Source organism: Microcoleus sp. Pol12A5, from assembly GCF_036701435.1.
Classification (GTDB): domain Bacteria; phylum Cyanobacteriota; class Cyanobacteriia; order Cyanobacteriales; family Microcoleaceae; genus Microcoleus.
In genome coordinates this window covers 17829-35334 of record NZ_JAUBQU010000045.1, presented here as the reverse complement: position 1 = coordinate 35334, position 17506 = coordinate 17829, and the positions used below count along the sequence as shown (strand labels likewise).

Sequence of the window (17506 nt, the reverse complement as noted above, 5' to 3'; positions counted from 1 at the left end):
TCGTGAATAGCAATCCCCAAGACGGAACATCTGTTAAGAAATACGGCTTAGCCCTGAACACAGCTAGTCGCGAACTCGGTTTAGCCATCAGCAATTTTGCCGGGGATTCTCGCTGCCAAACTTGGAATTTGGATCGCGATTTAGCCACTCATTTGCATCAGTATTTAGTCGAGTTTATTGGGCCGCAAACTTGGGCGGATTTGGCTTTTATTGCGGTGGCGAAGGGGCCCGGAGGTTTCACGGGGACTCGGATGGGTATGGTGACGGCGCGGACTTTGGCTCAACAGTTGGATATTCCGGTTTTTGCGATTTCAACTTTGGCGGCTGTCGCTTGCAGCAGCAGTAAAAAATCTATCTCAAATCAGGATATGGCGCTGCAAATGCCTGCACAGCGGGGTCAATTGTTTGGGGCGGTTTATTCAGTTAACAAAGATTCTGGTTTAACTGAGTTGTTTCCTGATACGGTGATGACTCCTGAAGCTTGGCAGGAAAAGTTGGATAATTGGGGAAATTCTTATCAGTTAATTGAAGTTGGTAGCGAGTTTGGTTGGTCGGTTTCTAGTGTGTTGGAATTGGCTTATTTGGAGTGGAAACAAGGAAGTCGCCCTGATTGGTCGGATGCTTTGCCTTATTACGGGCAACATCCGGTTAAGGGAAACTGAATATTGGGAATAGGGTATTGGGAATAGGGCATTGGGCATTATTTCGTTTCTGTTAAATCAACTTGTAGAGTGCGTTTTTTTTCTGACCATGCCCTATTCCCAATGCCCGTAAATGATTTATAAGCAATTAAGCAGACTTGATATTGTTGTTTATTTAAGGGCGATACAAACTTCGAGGCAAAAAGTTAATGTTAGCGGGTCTGGGCTTTCGGTTCGCAATCGATCGATCTCAGCTCGATCGCAGCCGCGAGATTCCATGAAATCGAGCATCCAGTTCGTTATTGTAGCGAGATCGATGTATTTTGCTCCGAGACAAACAGGGCAAATTTCTGGGCTGAGGGTACCGGTGCCGCCGCATTCGGGGCAATCCCAGTGGCTGGTTAGGGGATCGGGGGTAGTTGGGATGTTGTTCATGCTGGGAAAAAGTACGCGCGGCGTAGCGATCCTGCAGGGAATCGCACTACTCGTTAACTCTAGCAAAAATGCCGATCGCCCTTACTTCTTCCTGTGTTTACACTAAGCGAGCTAGTGAGTAAAATTGACAAAAATACAAAAAGGGTGGCTATGTTCGATCGCACTCAATTGTTTGTGGCTGGTATGTCGATCGCACTTTCGGTTCAGCTAAGTCAGCCAGTTGCAGCAGCCGTGCCCGTTGGTAAAGTCGTACAAACAGCACAAACTAACAGTAACGAAGCTGCTGAAAAAGCTTTCAAAGAGGGACTGCAACTGTACCAGCAAGGAACGGCCCAAGCAAAAAGAAGTGCGATCGTCAAGTTGGAAGAAGCCTTAAAGCTGTATCGAGAAGTGGGCGACAATGGAAAGCAAGCGTTTAGCCTCACTGCTCTTGCCAAAATCTACTCAGACTTGGGAGAAAAACAGAAAGCTCTAGAATATTACAGCCAGTCGCTTCCCCTCTTTCGGGCAACCGGCGATCGCCGTGGAGGAGCTCACACCCTCACCAACATCGGCGGTGTCTACTCAGATTTGGGAGAACAACAGAAAGCGCTAGAGTATTACAGCCAGTCGCTTCCCCTCTTTCGGGCAATCGGCGATCGCCGTAGGGAAGCTGGCACCCTCCACAACATCGGCGGTGTCTACTCAGATTTGGGAGAAAAACAAAAAGCGCTAGAGTATTACAGCCAGTCGCTTCCCCTGAGACGGGCAACAGGCGATCGCCGTGGAGAAGCTCTTACCCTCAACAACATCGGCGGTGTCTACTCAGATTTGGGAGAACAACAGAAAGCGCTAGAGTATTACAGCCAGTCGCTTCCTCTGAGTCAGGCAACAGGCAATCGCGATGGGGAAGCTCTCACCCTCAACAACATCGGCAATGTCTACTCAGAATTGGGAGAACAACAGAAAGCGCTAGAGTATTACAGCCAGTCGCTTCCTCTGAGTCAGGCAACAGGCGATCGCCGTGGGGAAGCTGTCACCCTCCACAACATCGGCGGTGTCTACTCAGAATTGGGAGAACAACAGAAAGCGCTAGAGTATTACAGCCAGTCGCTTCCCCTGAGACGGGCAACAGGCGATCGCCGTGGGGAAGCTGGCACCCTCCACAACATCGGCTTAGTCTACGATGAATTGGGAGAAAAACAGAAAGCCCTAGAGTATTACAGCCAGTCGCTTCCCCTGAGACGGGCAACAGGCGATCGCAGCGGGGAAGCTACCACCCTTAACAACATCGGCAATGTCTACTCAGATTTAGGAGAAAAACAGAAAGCGTTAGAGTATTTGGGCCAGTCGCTTCCCCTGAGTCGGGCAACAGGCGATCGCAGCGGGGAAGCTACCACCCTCAGCAGCATCGGCTTAGTCTACTCAGATTTGGGAGAAACACAGAAAGCGCTAGAGTATTACAGCCAGTCGCTTCCCCTGAGTCGGGCAACAGGCGATCGCCGTGGGGAAGCTACCACCCTCTATGGTCTTGCCTATGTCAAACGGGATCTCGGCAATCTTACCGAAGCCCTCAAAAATATTGAATCTTCTCTCAAAATAATCGAAAACCTCCGCACTAAAATAGCCAGTCCTGAACTCCGCACCTCATATTTTGCCACAGTACAAAACTACTACGAATTCTACATCGATTTGTTAATGCAACTGCACAAAACTAATCCTAAATCCGGCTATGATACAAAAGCCTTAGAAGCCAGCGAACGTTCGAGGGCTCGCAGCCTCCTAGAACTTCTCCAAGAAAGTAACGCCAACATTCGTGAAGGTATTTCCCCCGATTTACTGCAACAAGAAAAGAGCCTGCAACAGCAACTTGATGCCGTTGAAAAGCAGAGCATCGAAGCCCTCAGTCACCCCAATCCCAACGCCACTAAAATCGATGAAATCGACAAACAGCGACTCTCACTTTTGCAAGAATATCAGCAAATTCAAACCCAAATTCGTAGCGCCAGCCCCCGCTACGCTGCCCTCACCCAACCCCAACCTTTAACGCTGCCAGAAATTCAGAAACAGATTCTCGATGAAAACACTATTTTATTGCAGTATTCCCTCGGCCTAAACCGCAGTTATTTGTGGGTTGTGACATCAACCGCACTAACTAGCTATGAATTACCAAAACGCGCTGACATTGAAACGGCAGCAGTGGCTTTCCGCACCGCTGTCACTAGCCCAACCCAGAGAAATATTCCCCAAAAAGTTGCCCAAGCAAGTGCAAATCTCGGTCAAATAATTTTACAGCCCGCCGCATCCCAATTAGGCAATAAACGCTTATTAATTGTTCCCGACGGCGTGCTGCACTATACCCCTTTCCCGGCGTTAACTATTTCCCAAACCCGGGGACAAAATACCAATGTTTCCTTAATTGCCGAACATGAAATTATTACCCTGCCTTCCGCCTCAACTCTCGCCATTCTCAGGCAAAATTATGGAGATAGAAAACCGCCGGGCCAAACTTTAGCAATTTTAGCCGATCCTGTTTTCAGTCCAGATGATGAAAGAATTAAAGGAAAAATCACCCAAGAAACGACTGAAAAGTTAGAAGCAAATAACCTCGGTTTAAATCGCTCGCTTCGTTCTTCCGAGATAGAATGGCCGCCAAAACGCCTACCATTTACCCGCCAAGAAGCCCAAACAATATCCAGCTTATTCCCCTCAGCTTTTAGCCGTCAAATATTTGATTTTGATGCCAGTCGCACTACTGCTACCGATGGAAATTTAGTCAATTATCAAATCATTCACTTAGCCACCCACGGCCTTGCCAATAGCAAAAATCCCGAACTGTCAGGAATTGTGATGTCGATGGTAGATGACAAAGGCAATCTGGTCAATGGTTTCTTGCGCCTCACGGATATTTTCAACTTGAAACTGGCGGCAAATTTAGTGGTTTTAAGTGCTTGTAAGACGGGAATGGGACAGAATGTTAAAGGCGAAGGAATGGTGGGATTAACGAGGGGTTTTATGTATGCAGGGGCGCAGCGGGTGGCAGTGAGTTTGTGGAGTGTAGATGATGAAGGAACTGCTGTGTTAATGCAAAAGTTTTATCAAAAAATGCAGCAACAAAAGTTAGCGCCGGCGGCAGCTTTGAGGGCGGCGCAGATTGAAATGATGCAGCAGGAAAAATGGAAATCTCCCTATTATTGGGCTGCTTTTACTCTTCAGGGCGAGTGGAAATGATATACACCACTTTTGCTGGTAAGTAAGTACATAACCCTTCTAGGGACAGGGCAATGCCCATTGGTGTCAAGTTAACGTTCAATTGGTAGTCCGATAGTCCGATAGTCCGACAGTCCGACAAGGAATGAATTCCCTGGCGGACTAACGGGTGGGCGGGCTAACAACTTAAGTTGACACCAATGGACCGAAGAGCCCGGAACGGGCATCTTGCCCGTTCCACAAAGAATGAGTTTTCTTGTGGGGTGGGCCGGAAAGCCCGCCCAGAGAAGGGTTTATCGCCCGCTAGCTAAAGCCTCCCGCAATTTGCGGCCCCGCGATTTATCCCGAAGTTCTGGAGTCGCCATCCGCAACACAAAATCCAGCAACCAAGGCGCAATTCGGTGACACCAAACTGCTAGATGACTTTGCCATCCTACCAAGATTTCCGGCGCATCTTTGTGCAATCCCGCGACAAGTGCTAGGGCAACTTTTTCGGGAGTTGTGGGCACTACCCAGCGAAATTGTTCCAAGTCTCGCACCATGTCGGTATCTGTTAGAGATGGCAGCAAAGCTGTGACTCGAACATTGTACTGAGTTAACTCGCTCCGCAAAGCTTGGGTGAATCCCAAAATCGCAAATTTGGTAGCAGAATAAGTCGCCATTGTCGGAGCGGCAATTTTGCCCATTAAGCTGGAAACATTGACGATGGTTCCCTCTTTTTGAGTCGCCATTCGCCGAGCTATCAAGCGGGTAATTGTGTAGGTTCCGAGCAAATTTAAGGCGATTTCTTCCTCGATTAACGGCAGCGGGGAACGCAAGAATGATGCTTGGTGCGCGACGCCTGCACAGTTGACTAGCAGGTGAATCGGGCCGCAATCTCGCCAAGCTTGGGCGATCGCAATATTCACCGCTACTGACTGAGTTAAATCCAAAGCTAACGGCACTACTTCTGTGCCCAAAACATCGATTTCCTCTGCCAGTTCAATTAATTGCTTGCGGTTGCGCGCCACAATCAACAAACGTTTGACTCCTTGTCTCGCTAATTCCAGGGCGATCGATCGCCCAATTCCGCGCGAAGCTCCTGTAACAAGAGCTGTTTTTCCTTGAAGTTGCATAAATTAAACCTTTTGGTTGATGCTCACCGCGGCACGGAGTTATGAGTTGTGAGTTGTGAATTATCAGTTATGAGTTGAATGTTTTGGCGGTAACAACTCATAATTCATAATTGTTGAAAAGGCTATCTTGTTTCGATAGACCTCATTTATTCGTGGGGTTAACTCAAAACTGAAAACTTTTGAATCGCTAACGTGCGCGTGAGTTGAACTAAACTTTTTTGGCTTGCCAGGAATCAGTCAAATATCTGGTCATTTAACCTCATGCAAGCAGACAAACCTGAGATGGGCAAGCCTAGTCGGGAAGCATGGACAAGCGGGCTTGATTACCGCTTTTTCTTCAGTCCGCAGAGGCGGAATTTGCCTGTGTAGCCGTGAATTTATTCGCCGGGAATTTGTTTTCTTCAGTCCGCAGAGGCGGACTTTGCCTGTGTAGCCGCGAATTTATTCGCCGGGAATATTCGCCGGGATTAGTTATTCGCCAGGGCTTAATTACCCCTTTTTTTTGTCCGCAGAGGCAGACGATATCCTGTGCAATCGCGACTTAAAATCGCCGGGGATTCGTGCGAATTGGCACAGGATAATTGAGCAATGCAGATTATCAATTCCACACCTCCTAGATATGAGAATTTCCTATCTACACACACCTTAACAACTAGAAGTTAAAGCGGCAACAATTTTTAATAAATCTTCCGCAACACTTCTTTACACAATTCTCATACGGCAGATTTCCAAGTGCCGTGAAAGCCCAAAGGTACGACACCGGGCAATTCTAGCTTGCAAACAGGTTCGCGGGAAAGTCCGTCGCTGTCAAATATCCAGACTTCGCTGCTGTCAGAATTGCCGTCATAAATAACTGTTACTATCCAACCTTTCTCCGACGAAATATCTGGAACGTAGATGGGCTCTGCGGGATAGCGATTTTCGCCCAAGTCGGCAATTGTGAGATTGCGGGTTTGCGTGTCCAAACGGGCGATCGCGCCGTAACGTTCCGGTACAATATCAACATCAGGGCGATACATTGCCAGATAAATATATCGCGAGTCTTGCCCTATTTCTGAAGCAGGTACCGTGGGAAACTCGCACGGTTGATCCAGCAATTCTTCGGCTGCTGTCACTTGGCCAGTTTGAGGATTTAGACACACCCGCCACAGAGTCCCCTCCGCATCGGTGCGAGTTTCGCCCGTCGCTACTTCTTTCAGCCGCTGATTAGTTTGAAAGTCAGCGAAGCGCACAAAATCTACAGCCACCGAACCATCTTCCTTCACAAAACCGTTAGCAAAATGCCACTGGAACCAAGGTTCTGTTTCGCCGCGACTAACTAAAGAGAGAGTTTCTGAGTCAAAAACTAATATCTGAGTACCTAACTCCGGTTTCCACTTAAAGGACTCGCTATAACTGCTAATTCCCGTTAACAATGGCAAAAAATTGACTTGCACCGGCGGGATAAAAAATATCAGATACTTTTCCGCAAAAACAAAATCGTGGAGCGCGTAAATTCCATCTAAAGCAACTGTTGATTGTTGCACGATTTTCCCAGTAAAATCGCTTTTATACAGATTCAACTTTGTAGTCGCACCGTTGGTAATTCCAAAGTTGAAAATATTGCCGGTAATCGGGTCGCGCTTGCAGTGAGCAGAATAAACAAATTTACTATCTAAAGTGCCTAAATCGTCCGTTCCCTGAGTTTCCAGGGTTTGCAAATCGAGGCGGTGAGGCGGGCCACCTTCCCACAATGCCAAAAGGCGATCGGGCAAAGCTAAAACAGAAGTATTGGCCGAATTTTTAACAGTTTTAGTCCACCGCAACCAAACAGGGCCCGGTGCTGTCATGCCATAATTACTGTAGAGAAATTTATCAGCTTTTTCTTCAGCTAGATATCCCGCTGTTTGCACGTAGCGATAAACAGCCGTAGCACCGACATCGGTAAAATGTACTGCCAAAATTGCACCGTCGCCATCAAACCAGTGTCCCGCAGCAACACCGCCACGTTCCAAACGTCCGGGCCCGTTGCGGTAGAGACTGCCGCGCAATCCTGCGGGAATTTTACCGCTTTTAACGGATAACTGAGTCAGCGGAAATTCCGCAGCCGGACGGGCTAAAGCTTGAGCCCAGGATTTTTTAGGTGAGATTTTAGTGTCTGTTTTCATTTGAAACTGGCAATTTTCAACTGATATTGCAGAAATTTTCCTTTACAATTATAGCAAAAATCATCTATAACAGTGCTCGCGTGATCCATTCATCAAGGAATGAACAATTCTTCAATCCCCCAATCTAAAATCTAAAATCTAAAATCTAAAATCTCAACCTGTACCTCACTTAATCGAACAAGGGTATAACACCTATGACTCTCCGCCGCCGTGCTCTGCTGACAACTTTTGGGCTGACTGCTATTGGTACTCAGCTTGTGCCGTTAGCAAAGCCCTCGAAGAGGATCGCCCAAATCAACCTATCTCCCAAAAGTGCGATCGTGAAGCCGCGCCGCCTGCAAGTTGGCGATACTATAGCTTTAATCAATCCTGCCGCTTTCAACTATAAAAAAGAAATAGAGGATTTTTTTAAAGTTATCGAAAAGCTGGGATTAAAAGTTAAACTTGGAGAGCATTTTTACGATCGCTACGGCTATTTAGCGGGCAAGGATGCCGATCGCGCCGCCGATGTCAACGCAGCCTTTGCCGATGACTCAGTGCGAGCTATTTTTACCGGGATGGGCGGCTGGGGCTGCGGTCGGATCTTGTCGCTCCTGGATTACAATATGATCGGCAACAACCCCAAAATTATCATGGGATTTAGCGATATTACTGCGCTGTTGTTGGCGATTTATGCTAAAACTAATATAGTTACTTTTCACGGCCCTTTAGGTGCATCAAGTTGGAGTCCCTTTACAGTGGATTACGTCAAAAAAGTTTTGTTTGACGGAGGTTCTGTGACGATGCAAAACTCCCAAAGCGTGCAAGTTCAAACAATCGGGCGGGGCACAGCTAGGGGCACACTAATCGGCGGCAATTTATCAGTAATAGCAGCAATGGTGGGTTCTGCATATTTACCGCAGTGGGAAAACAGTATTTTGTTTGTTGAGGAAGTTGGCGAAGAAGTTTATCGCATCGATAGAATGTTGACGCAGCTTAAATTAGCGGGCATTCTCGATAAAATATCAGGTTTTATTTTCGGACAGTGTACCAAGTGCGAAGCTGAAAAACCCCAAGAGTCCCTAACCTTACCTCAAGTATTGTCCGACCACATTCGCCCTTTGAAGATTCCGGCGTGGTACGGTTCAATGGTGGGACACATCCGGGAACAGTTCACTTTGCCGATCGGTCAAGAAGTCGAAATCGACGCTGACTCTGGTACAATTAAATTGTTAGAATCCGCTGTCAGCTAAATCTTAAACTATTCTGGATATTACCGAGGCAGAGCCTCCGGATCTGGGTTCCCAGGCAGAGCCAGGGAACGAGAAATAAATTTAACACAAAATCTGAAATATCGTGAAAAAAACCGCACAATTAATTAAACCCTTAACAGTAATAATTTTGACAATTTTTTGCCTGTTGCCGCTCAATGCCTGTGCAGCAAGTAAAACCGCAGATGGCGACGCCATTTACCAGCAGCGAACAGTGCACAATCCCGACGGAATCGGCAAATTTTACATGGGTAGAGAAATTGCCCAAGTCATGGGATATCAAGGCGCTGGTTGGCTGGAAAGACCGTCTCGCGGCATGGAAGAAAAATCAGCTCGATTAGTGAACAATCTCGATTTAAAACCAACCGATATTGTCGCCGACATTGGAGCGGGAACGGGATATTTTAGCTTTCGCATCGCTCCCTTAGTTCCAGAAGGAAAGGTTTTGGCAGTTGACGTGCAGCCGGAAATGATTAATTTTATTAAATTGAATAAACAAGAAAAAAATATTGCTAACGTTGAGCCAGTTTTGGGAAGTATAGACAATCCTAATTTGCCGGAAAACAGCGTTGATTTAGTTGTGATGGTCGATGCTTATCACGAATTTGCATATCCCAGAGAAATGATGCAAGGAATTGTGAAAGCACTCAAACCGGGAGGCCGCACGGTATCGATCGAGTATCGAGGCGAAAACCCGATGATTCCCATTAAAGGTTTGCACAAAATGACGCAGAAGCAGGTGAAAAAAGAAATGGCAGCCGTCGGTTTAGTATGGAAAGAGACAAAAGATATGTTGCCCCAGCAGCATTTGATGGTGTTTGAGAAACCATCTCAAATTTAGCAGCCAAACAGAGCGATTGTGTACCATTTTTACTCATTTTTGTCAAGGTACAAAAGACGTATTTTTGAGGCTCGCGATCGCTCGGTCAAACATACTAAGCCTTAAGTAACCCTTAAGATAGACATTTTACTAAAAATACCATTTACAATTAAAAATTGATAACCCAGAGGCGCTTCTTTCATTTTTCAAGCGAAGAAGTGTCGCTATTAAGAAGTACCAGCGTGAACATTCCAAGTTCCATCCTCACCATGCTCGCCGGCATCGTAGTGACTCTGATCAGTCTCTGGTACGGGCAGAATCACGGTTTGATGCCGATCGCCGCCTCTGACGAAGCATCCGACATAGACGCACTTTTCAATACAATGATGACCATTTCCACTGGATTATTTATCATGGTCCAGGGAGTGCTAATCTTTGCTGCAATTAAATATCGCCGCCGTCAAGGAGACAACACAGACGGGCCGCCTTGGCATGACAACTTTCCCTTAGAAATTCTTTGGACAGCCGTGCCGGCGGTGATTATTTTAGGAATCGGAGTCTACAGTTTTGAGATTTACAACTCAATGGGAGGCCTCGATCCGATGGGTAATCACGACCACGGCACCATGCAAGCGCACTCTAAAATGCGGGGAAGTGCGATCGCAGCCACACTCTCAGATACACCCCAAAACGCCCCTCAAATTCCGTCTCAAAAACTTGTTGCTTTAGGCGTAGGCGCTTCCCCAGAAAATGAAGACAAACCAGCAGACTTAGTTGTAAATGTCACAGGTTTGCAGTACGCCTGGATTTTTAGCTATCCAGAAAGCGGCGTTAGTTCTGGCGAACTGCATATGCCACTCAACCGCGACGTACAGCTAAATATCTCAGCTCAAGACGTGCTGCACGCATTTTGGCTGCCAGAATTTCGCCTCAAACAAGATGCAATTCCCGGGCGGCCGAGCGAACTGAGATTTACACCAACTAAAACCGGCGAATACCGGGTTGTTTGTGCTGAATTGTGCGGCAGTTATCACGGAGCGATGAAAGCTGTAGCAGTCGTTCACACGCCAGAAGAATTCGACACTTGGCTGCAAAGCCAGCAAGTTGCTAGCAGTCAAAACTTAGAGCAAGCAGTTGCAGTCAATCCTGGGGAATTGTCAGACGGTGAATTTTTGGCTCCCTACGTCAGGGAAATAAAAATTAATTCCGAAACCCTAGAACAACTTCACCCAACTCATCACTAAAAATAGTCATTAGTTCCTGGCACTGAATCTTTGATCCTGAGCTAATAACTAATGACTAATAACTAATGACTAATAACTATGACACAAGCACAGTTCCAAGAAAGTGCCAACACTGAGGCTCGCGGAACAGCGCCCGCCGATAGACATTGGCGCGACTACTTCACTTTTAATACCGACCACAAAGTCATCGGTATTCAATACCTGGTAACAACATTTATTTTCTATCTAATCGGCGGCGTGATGGCAACTTTGGTGCGAACAGAACTCGCTACCCCCGACGCCGATTTTGTCACCCCCGAACTCTACAACAGTTTATTTACTGTTCACGCCACGGTGATGATATTCCTGTGGATTGTACCCGCCGGAGCCGGATTTGCTAACTTTTTAATCCCCTTAATGATAGGGGCACAAGACATGGCATTTCCCAGGCTGAATGCCGTTGCCTTTTGGCTGATTCCCGTAGGCGGCGTGTTGCTGTTGAGCAGTTTTTTGGTGGGAGCTCCGCAGGCGGGTTGGACTTCCTATCCGCCTTTGAGCTTAGTTACTGCTCAAGCGGGGGAAGAAATTTGGATTCTCAGCGTTTTGATTCTGGGAACTTCTTCGATTTTGGGGGCGGTTAATTTTGCCGTTACCATCTTTACCATGCGCGTTCCGAGCATGAGTCTCAATGAAATGCCTTTGTTTTGCTGGGCGATGATTGCGACTTCAGCTCTGACTTTGATTGCTACTCCAGTGTTAGCCGCAGCTTTGATTTTGCTGTCGTTTGACTTGTTAGCAGGAACGGCATTTTTTAACCCCACAGGCAACGGCGATCCCATCGTCTACCAGCATTTATTCTGGTTTTATTCGCACCCGGCAGTTTACATTATGATTATGCCCTTTTTCGGGGTGATTTCAGAAGTTTTGCCGGTGCATTCCCGCAAGCCAATTTTTGGTTATTTGGCGATCGCATATTCCAGTCTCGCGATCAGCTTTTTGGGCTTGATCGTGTGGGCGCACCATATGTTTACCAGCGGCACTCCCGGCTGGCTGCGGATGTTTTTTATGATCACGACTATGATCATCGCCGTACCAACTGGGATTAAAATATTTAGCTGGTTGGCAACTATTTGGGGAGGAAAACTCCGGCTTGTCAGCGCCATGCTATTTGGGATGGGTTTTATCTCAACATTTGTGCTCGGCGGCATCACCGGGATCATGGTGGCTTCCGTACCTTTCGACATTCACGTTCACGACACTTATTTTGTCGTCGCTCACCTGCACTACGTGCTATTTGGCGGCTCAGTGTTTGGAATTTACGCTGCTTTTTACCACTGGTTCCCCAAAATGACGGGGCGGATGATTAATGAATTTTGGGGTAGAGTTCACTTTGTTTTAACCTATGTTGGCTTTACTGTAACTTTCTTGCCGATGCACGCTTTGGGGATGCAAGGAATGCCTCGGCGGGTGGCAATGTACGACCCAAAATTTACCACAATTAATGTCATTTGTACTGTAGGTGCTTATATGCTGGCAGTGTCTACAATCCCGTTTATCATTAATGTGATTTGGAGCTGGAGGTACGGCCCGAAAGCAGGTGACAATCCTTGGCAAGCTTTGAGTTTGGAATGGATGACGACTTCGCCGCCCCCCATCGAAAATTTTGAAGGAGTGCCGGTATTGGCAACGGGGCCCTACGATTACGGCATGGAAAAAATTCAGCATACTGGGGAACGTCTCAGGCTCAAGCTGAGGGAAAATGCCACCCGCAACGCCCAGAAAACAGGTATTCCTATTGCGGAGGCTCAAGCTTCAACTTTCTTGGGCCGTACTGCAACTTTGGTCGCTCCTGAATCAGAGGTAAATGCTGATTCTCCTGCTGATGAAAGTCAAGATGGCGAATAGTTATTAGTCATCAGTCATCATTTATTAGTCAAAAGTCATTAGTCATTAGTTATTAGTTATTGTGCGTTGCAATATCAGAACTTGGGACAAATGACTTTTGATAGTAACAGCACACCAGCGATGTAGGGATAAAAAATTTCCCCTCTTGCTTCTTCCCTCTTCCTTCAACATCCATTACCAACTAGCAATTTATTATGCAAATTCCAGCGATCGATCCGACAAAAACAGCCCTAAATTACCATCACGAGGGCGAAGTAGAAGCACACGGTGTCGAGCATCCCGACCACCGAATGTTAGGTGTAATTGTGTTCCTGTGCGCTGAAGGCATGATATTTTTCGGTATGTTTGCCGCGTATTTGATTTATCGGGCGATGGCGCCCGTGTGGCCTCCTGAAGGTACCCCGGAGCGAGAGTTATTGCTGCCGGGAATCAATACGATAATTCTGATTGCTAGCAGTTTTGTGATTCACAATGCGGATACTGCAATCAAAAAGAATGATGCCGCCGGAATGCGGAATTGGTTGCTCGTAACTATTGCTATGGGCGCAGTTTTCTTGTTCGGTCAAGTTTACGAATACACTCATTTAGAGTTTGGCTTGACGACGAATTTGTATGCCAGTTGCTTTTACGTTTTGACTGCTTTTCACGGCTTGCACGTTACCTTGGGAGTGCTGTTGATGGTGGCGGTGGTGTGGCGATCGCGCGCGCAAGGCCATTATTCTAGCGAGCACCACTTTGGAATCGAAGCGACTGAGATTTACTGGCACTTTGTGGATGTGATTTGGATTGTTTTGTTTCTGTTACTGTATATTTTGTGATCCCAGAGGCTTTTCGACCTCTGCCACAAGAGATTTGTAAGACCCCCAATTGGGGGTTTTTTTATTGTTTGGAGAGTGCGATCGAGCTTCATTCACATGAATCAAAGCCGATCGCGCTAAACTAAAAGTAGCAATTCTCTTATCCAGCAGCATTGAGAAAATTATGCAGTGCGAATTGTGCGATCGACAAATGGAAGCATTAACCGCCCATCACCTCACCCCCAAACAAAACACCAAGCGGAAAAACGAAGCTCCCAGCCCGACAATCGACATTTGCTCAGCCTGTCACCGCCAGATTCACTCTCTATTTGACAACAAACACCTCGCCCAAGAGCTCAATACCCTGGAAAAGCTCAAAAATAACCCAGAACTCCAGAAATTTGTCTCTTGGATTAAGAAACAAAAAACCGACAAACGCATTCAAGTACGCGGCAAAAAAGCTCGATCGTAGGGCGAGAAATTAGGTATATAGTCCTGGACGCAGTTACTATCTGAAGCCCAGTTTCTTGATTAATTTTTCCTTCCCTAAGCCAAAATTTTCCATAGAAACCCGGTTTGTTTGCGTAAATCCTAGTATAGTGATTTACTTATTGGTAACAAGCTGCCAACAATTATTATGAACCTCACCTCCCTCGAACTCGCAAAAGACCGAGCGCGCATCTTCAAAAACTACCTCCAAATGGAAATAGATGCCCAAGCTAACATAAACAAACTAGCTTTTTTAGACAGGGGCATTGAAAAATCCCCTTACCAACAAGAAATTAAAAACTATCCCGATTATCTCAAACAGAAACCAGACGGCTTAAAAGTAATTAGCTCTATTCCCGGCCCCAATAATCCCCTCAAACCTACCCCGTTTCCCAGCCTGGGAGAACTACCTCAAATTAACTCTCAAGCTTTAAATTTTTTGCACGCAGATATTAAGGAAGCCTGCGTTTGTATTGGTACTTTTGTAGACGGCAAAATTCAGGCACAGTGGCTGGGAAAAAACGCGCTTACCAATGCTGAGCAGTGGAGTGCCACTAAAATTATCGCACTCCTTAATATCGTCAGTCAAATAAATAGCAAATATCCCGACTGCGACATTGACAACTGCGTTGTTAGAGATGGCAACGGGCTAAGACACGATTTTTACTTTTATGATGTAGCAAAAGACATGATTAGCTATGCCTCAAATATAGCAAGTTCAAACTCCTTAGCCGCGATGTTCAAACGCTTCGATACTCGCATAGGACTAGAGCAATGGCTGAAGAGCGCTACTGGCAATAACGACCTAATTTTTCGCGGCGATTACGGAGAAAATCCTTATGTCAACAACCCAAAAATCTTCGATCTCACCAAAAAACAAGTGCTGCTAAGTGCCGCAGTAAACAGCACCAAACAAAAAAATTCCGTATCTGCTTATGACTTGACCAGGCTGATTTCTATGTTAGGATGGCACTTCCACATCGAACAGCGATCGCGCCTGAAAGGATCTCAGTGGAACAGCCTAGAAAGCATTGTCAGAGCAATGGGACATGACAGCGCTCGATATGTGGACGTAGCAATTAAAACTTTGGGGATGGATAGCCTGATCACTTCTCCAGTAATTATCTCAAAATTGGGTTACGGACTGAGCTCGATCAGGGGAACCCTAGAAACAGTTTATGTGGCTTTAGTGCGGTTTGTTGACGAACGGCCGAAGGCGGCGGGAAAGCCGGCAAAACTCAGAACTTTAGCCATGACTTTGCGGGCAGAAAAACCTGTAGGCGGTTCCAGCAGTGTCGATCGCTTGGCGATCGAACTCGACGCCAGATTTTGCGCCGAAGTCACGGAAATTCTCCGCCGATTGTTTGCGGAAGAATTTTAAAGGCGGGCGATCGACTAATGAGAGAGTCGGTGAAACTTGCGGTAAAGCATCCTGTTCACCGGCTTTCCCTCCCGCAAATGTTGCTCAGTTATTGCCGCAACTTCCTCCTGACAAACACCGCTGTACCAAACCTCTTCTGGCAGCACCAACACCATCGGCCCGTTGCCACACTGTCCCAAACAACTGCTAGCAACAACTTCAACTTCTGAGGGCGACAATTTCTGAAATGCTGCCAGTATCTTTGCTGAATTTTGCTTGCGACAAGTGCGGTTTTGGCAAACAAGAACTCGCCTAGAAGATTCAATCATTTTCATATTTTTTACTTGACATTCTGGTACATATATGCTATTTTTTATCATGGGAATAAGTGTGGCCATATATGCCCAAATTTTAAGGTGCGCCGCAACGCACCCTACGATTAATCTGGTGACAACCCTTTAGAAGCCAACCATTGTCGATCGAACAAACGCGACTGATACCGAGCCCCACCGTCGCAGAGTACCGTAACAATCGTATGTCCTGGCCCCATTTGCTTCGCCAAAGCCAAAGCCGCCCCTACATTAATCCCTACAGAACCGCCCATAAACAGCCCTTCTTTCCTCAGCAGTTGGTAAATCACCCGAACAGCTTCAGTATCGTCAATTTGAATGGCATCGTCTACCGGGGCATTCTCCATATTTCCAGTCACGCGAGTGGTGCCAATTCCCTCAGTAATCGAACTGCCTTCAGTCTTAATTTCCCCAGTTTTGAAATAACTGTAAAGCCCGCTGCCCATCGGGTCTGCCAAGACAATTCTCACAGCAGGATTTTTTTCTTTCAAAAACATTCCTACGCCAGCAAAAGTTCCCCCAGTACCCGTTGCGGCTACCCAAGCATCAATTTTCCCGTTTGTTTGTTCCCAAATTTCCGGGCCCGTTGTCTCGTAATGAGCTCGGCGATTGGCTAAATTGTCAAACTGATTTGCCCAGACAGCATTCTCCATTTCCGCAGCCAATCTTCCCGACAATTTGACATAATTATTCGGGTCTTTGTAAGGAACAGCGGGGACAGTCCGAACTTCAGCGCCCAAGGTTTTCAAAGCATCGATTTTTTCTTGAGATTGGTTATCGGGAATCACAATCAAACATTTGTAACCTTTAGCGTTGCAAATGTGCGCCAAACCGATGCCAGTATTGCCGGCAGTGCCTTCAACAACGGTGCCGCCCGGTTTCAGCAAGCCTTTTTCTTCTGCGTCTTTGATGATGTATAAAGCAGCCCTATCTTTAACGGAACCGCCGGGATTTAGAAACTCTGCTTTGCCGAGAATTTCGCAGCCAGTTTCATCGCTGAAGCTGTTTAAACGAATTAGTGGTGTGTTGCCGATTGTGCCTACAAAGCCATTTTTAATATCCATATTTTTTGCGTGTGTGTATCCTATGATTAATTTTTACAATAAGTTGATATTTATTGCTACCACTTTTACCAAATCTTGCTCATATTAAGTATGAATCCGGGCAAAACGGGGTCGCCGCTGACTGTCGCGGGATTCTCCAAACATTCCTCTGGCAAAGCAGGACGGTAAATATAAACTCTGCGATTTTTGCGGTCAATTAACCAGCCTAACTGCACTCCGGGTTCTCTCATATATTCTTGCATTTTGTCTTGCAATGGCTTGAGATTGTCAGAAGCAGACCTCAGTTCTACTACAAAATCCGGGCAAATCGGGGCAAACTTTTGCTTTTGTTCTGGTGACAAAGCATTCCACCGTTCCAGTTTAATCCACGAGGCATCTGGAGACTTGTCACCCATTGAAAGCTTAAATCCCGTACTGGAGTCAAAACAGATACCAGTTCCATCTTGCCCGGCCCAAATATACAACTCTCCAAACACGCTACCGCTGCGATTTCCCGTCTCCGAACCAGTAGGGGGCATAATTAGCAATTCTCCCGATTTGTTGCGTTCAATGCGTAATTCACTATTGATTTGACAGAACTCGAAAAACTCGTCGTCTGTCATTTGCAATTTGGGCGGTACTCGCAACACAATTGTTGATGAGAGCATTTTGCCTTTCCTCAAATCTAAAGTATTTACAAAAGATTGCACAATCTCTTTATTTGTAGTGAAGACTTTAGTCC

The 17506-nt window shown here is 46.5% G+C and carries 15 protein-coding genes; 9 read left to right on the top strand and 6 right to left on the bottom strand.

The genetic code is table 11. The features are described from left to right. The first annotated feature begins 2 nt into the window (after window positions 1-2). The gene (tsaB, locus tag QUA45_RS14365) at window positions 3-662 is read left to right on the top strand and encodes a tRNA (adenosine(37)-N6)-threonylcarbamoyltransferase complex dimerization subunit type 1 TsaB (protein ID WP_333221211.1); all 660 of its coding nucleotides are present in this window, start codon (window positions 3-5) and stop codon (window positions 660-662) included. Between the two features lie 150 nt (window positions 663-812). Here tsaB and QUA45_RS14360 read toward each other — a convergent pair whose 3' ends face one another. Continuing rightward, window positions 813-1142 carry a hypothetical protein gene (locus tag QUA45_RS14360; protein ID WP_333221209.1) on the bottom strand — a complete coding sequence of 110 codons (330 nt, stop codon included), beginning with the start codon at window positions 1140-1142 and terminating at the stop codon, window positions 813-815. Window positions 1143-1226: 84 nt separating this feature from the next. Between QUA45_RS14360 and QUA45_RS14355 the strand changes: the two genes are divergently transcribed. Next, a complete protein-coding gene (locus QUA45_RS14355; protein ID WP_445305318.1) occupies window positions 1227-4286 on the top strand; it encodes a CHAT domain-containing protein in 3060 nt (1019 codons plus the stop codon). A gap of 272 nt (window positions 4287-4558) precedes the next feature. On the opposite strand, the gene QUA45_RS14350 is transcribed toward QUA45_RS14355, so the two are convergent. Together QUA45_RS14350 and QUA45_RS14345 are read right to left on the bottom strand one after the other, a co-directional pair. Continuing rightward, window positions 4559-5380, bottom strand: a complete 822-nt coding sequence (locus tag QUA45_RS14350; protein ID WP_333098608.1) for an SDR family NAD(P)-dependent oxidoreductase — start codon at window positions 5378-5380, stop codon at window positions 4559-4561. A 713-nt stretch (window positions 5381-6093) separates the two neighbouring features. Continuing rightward, window positions 6094-7527, bottom strand: coding sequence for a carotenoid oxygenase family protein (locus QUA45_RS14345; RefSeq protein WP_333098610.1), 1434 nt, complete (start codon window positions 7525-7527; stop codon window positions 6094-6096). 194 nt (window positions 7528-7721) lie between these two features. Between QUA45_RS14345 and QUA45_RS14340 the strand changes: the two genes are divergently transcribed. The 7 genes from QUA45_RS14340 to QUA45_RS14310 all read left to right on the top strand — a co-directional run bounded on the left by QUA45_RS14340 (window position 7722) and on the right by QUA45_RS14310 (window position 15392). Further along, window positions 7722-8759, top strand: a complete 1038-nt coding sequence (locus QUA45_RS14340; RefSeq protein WP_333098612.1) for an LD-carboxypeptidase — start codon at window positions 7722-7724, stop codon at window positions 8757-8759. Between the two features lie 103 nt (window positions 8760-8862). Continuing rightward, on the top strand, window positions 8863-9618 hold the full coding sequence (locus QUA45_RS14335; protein WP_333098613.1) for a class I SAM-dependent methyltransferase: 756 nt from the start codon (window positions 8863-8865) through the stop codon (window positions 9616-9618). A 221-nt stretch (window positions 9619-9839) separates the two neighbouring features. Continuing rightward, window positions 9840-10841: a cytochrome c oxidase subunit II gene (locus QUA45_RS14330; protein ID WP_333098616.1), complete on the top strand. Its 1002-nt coding sequence runs from the start codon at window positions 9840-9842 to the stop codon at window positions 10839-10841. Between the two features lie 78 nt (window positions 10842-10919). After that, window positions 10920-12725: a cytochrome c oxidase subunit I gene (gene ctaD / locus QUA45_RS14325; RefSeq protein ID WP_333098617.1), complete on the top strand. Its 1806-nt coding sequence runs from the start codon at window positions 10920-10922 to the stop codon at window positions 12723-12725. 194 nt (window positions 12726-12919) lie between these two features. Beyond that, complete coding sequence (locus QUA45_RS14320) at window positions 12920-13543, top strand: heme-copper oxidase subunit III (RefSeq protein ID WP_333098619.1); 624 nt, start codon at window positions 12920-12922, stop codon at window positions 13541-13543. A gap of 163 nt (window positions 13544-13706) precedes the next feature. Continuing rightward, a complete protein-coding gene (locus QUA45_RS14315; protein WP_333098620.1) occupies window positions 13707-13994 on the top strand; it encodes a hypothetical protein in 288 nt (95 codons plus the stop codon). 165 nt (window positions 13995-14159) lie between these two features. Continuing rightward, window positions 14160-15392, top strand: a complete 1233-nt coding sequence (locus QUA45_RS14310; RefSeq protein WP_333098622.1) for a hypothetical protein — start codon at window positions 14160-14162, stop codon at window positions 15390-15392. A gap of 14 nt (window positions 15393-15406) precedes the next feature. Here QUA45_RS14310 and QUA45_RS14305 read toward each other — a convergent pair whose 3' ends face one another. The 3 genes from QUA45_RS14305 to QUA45_RS14295 form a co-directional block, all read right to left on the bottom strand. Beyond that, on the bottom strand, window positions 15407-15700 hold the full coding sequence (locus tag QUA45_RS14305; protein WP_445305239.1) for a (2Fe-2S) ferredoxin domain-containing protein: 294 nt from the start codon (window positions 15698-15700) through the stop codon (window positions 15407-15409). A gap of 110 nt (window positions 15701-15810) precedes the next feature. After that, window positions 15811-16785 carry a cysteine synthase A gene (locus QUA45_RS14300; protein WP_333098626.1) on the bottom strand — a complete coding sequence of 325 codons (975 nt, stop codon included), beginning with the start codon at window positions 16783-16785 and terminating at the stop codon, window positions 15811-15813. Window positions 16786-16850: 65 nt separating this feature from the next. Continuing rightward, entirely contained in the window at window positions 16851-17432 is a 582-nt protein-coding gene (locus QUA45_RS14295; RefSeq protein ID WP_333221205.1) for a Uma2 family endonuclease, read from the bottom strand. Window positions 17433-17506: the final 74 nt, after the last annotated feature.

Bases quoted from the DNA above. Each gene is read 5' to 3' on its own strand.
- QUA45_RS14310 (WP_333098622.1), top strand. From the start codon at position 14,160: ATGAACCTCACCTCCCTCGAACTCGCAAAAGACCGAGCGCGCATCTTC.
- QUA45_RS14340 (WP_333098612.1), top strand. From the start codon at position 7,722: ATGACTCTCCGCCGCCGTGCTCTGCTGACAACTTTTGGGCTGACTGCT.
- ctaD (WP_333098617.1), top strand. From the start codon at position 10,920: ATGACACAAGCACAGTTCCAAGAAAGTGCCAACACTGAGGCTCGCGGA.
- QUA45_RS14295 (WP_333221205.1), bottom strand. From the start codon at position 17,432: ATGCTCTCATCAACAATTGTGTTGCGAGTACCGCCCAAATTGCAAATG.
- QUA45_RS14320 (WP_333098619.1), top strand. From the start codon at position 12,920: ATGCAAATTCCAGCGATCGATCCGACAAAAACAGCCCTAAATTACCAT.
- QUA45_RS14345 (WP_333098610.1), bottom strand. From the start codon at position 7,527: ATGAAAACAGACACTAAAATCTCACCTAAAAAATCCTGGGCTCAAGCT.
- QUA45_RS14315 (WP_333098620.1), top strand. From the start codon at position 13,707: ATGCAGTGCGAATTGTGCGATCGACAAATGGAAGCATTAACCGCCCAT.
- QUA45_RS14300 (WP_333098626.1), bottom strand. From the start codon at position 16,785: ATGGATATTAAAAATGGCTTTGTAGGCACAATCGGCAACACACCACTA.
- QUA45_RS14305 (WP_445305239.1), bottom strand. From the start codon at position 15,700: ATGATTGAATCTTCTAGGCGAGTTCTTGTTTGCCAAAACCGCACTTGT.
- QUA45_RS14350 (WP_333098608.1), bottom strand. From the start codon at position 5,380: ATGCAACTTCAAGGAAAAACAGCTCTTGTTACAGGAGCTTCGCGCGGA.
- QUA45_RS14355 (WP_445305318.1), top strand. From the start codon at position 1,227: ATGTTCGATCGCACTCAATTGTTTGTGGCTGGTATGTCGATCGCACTT.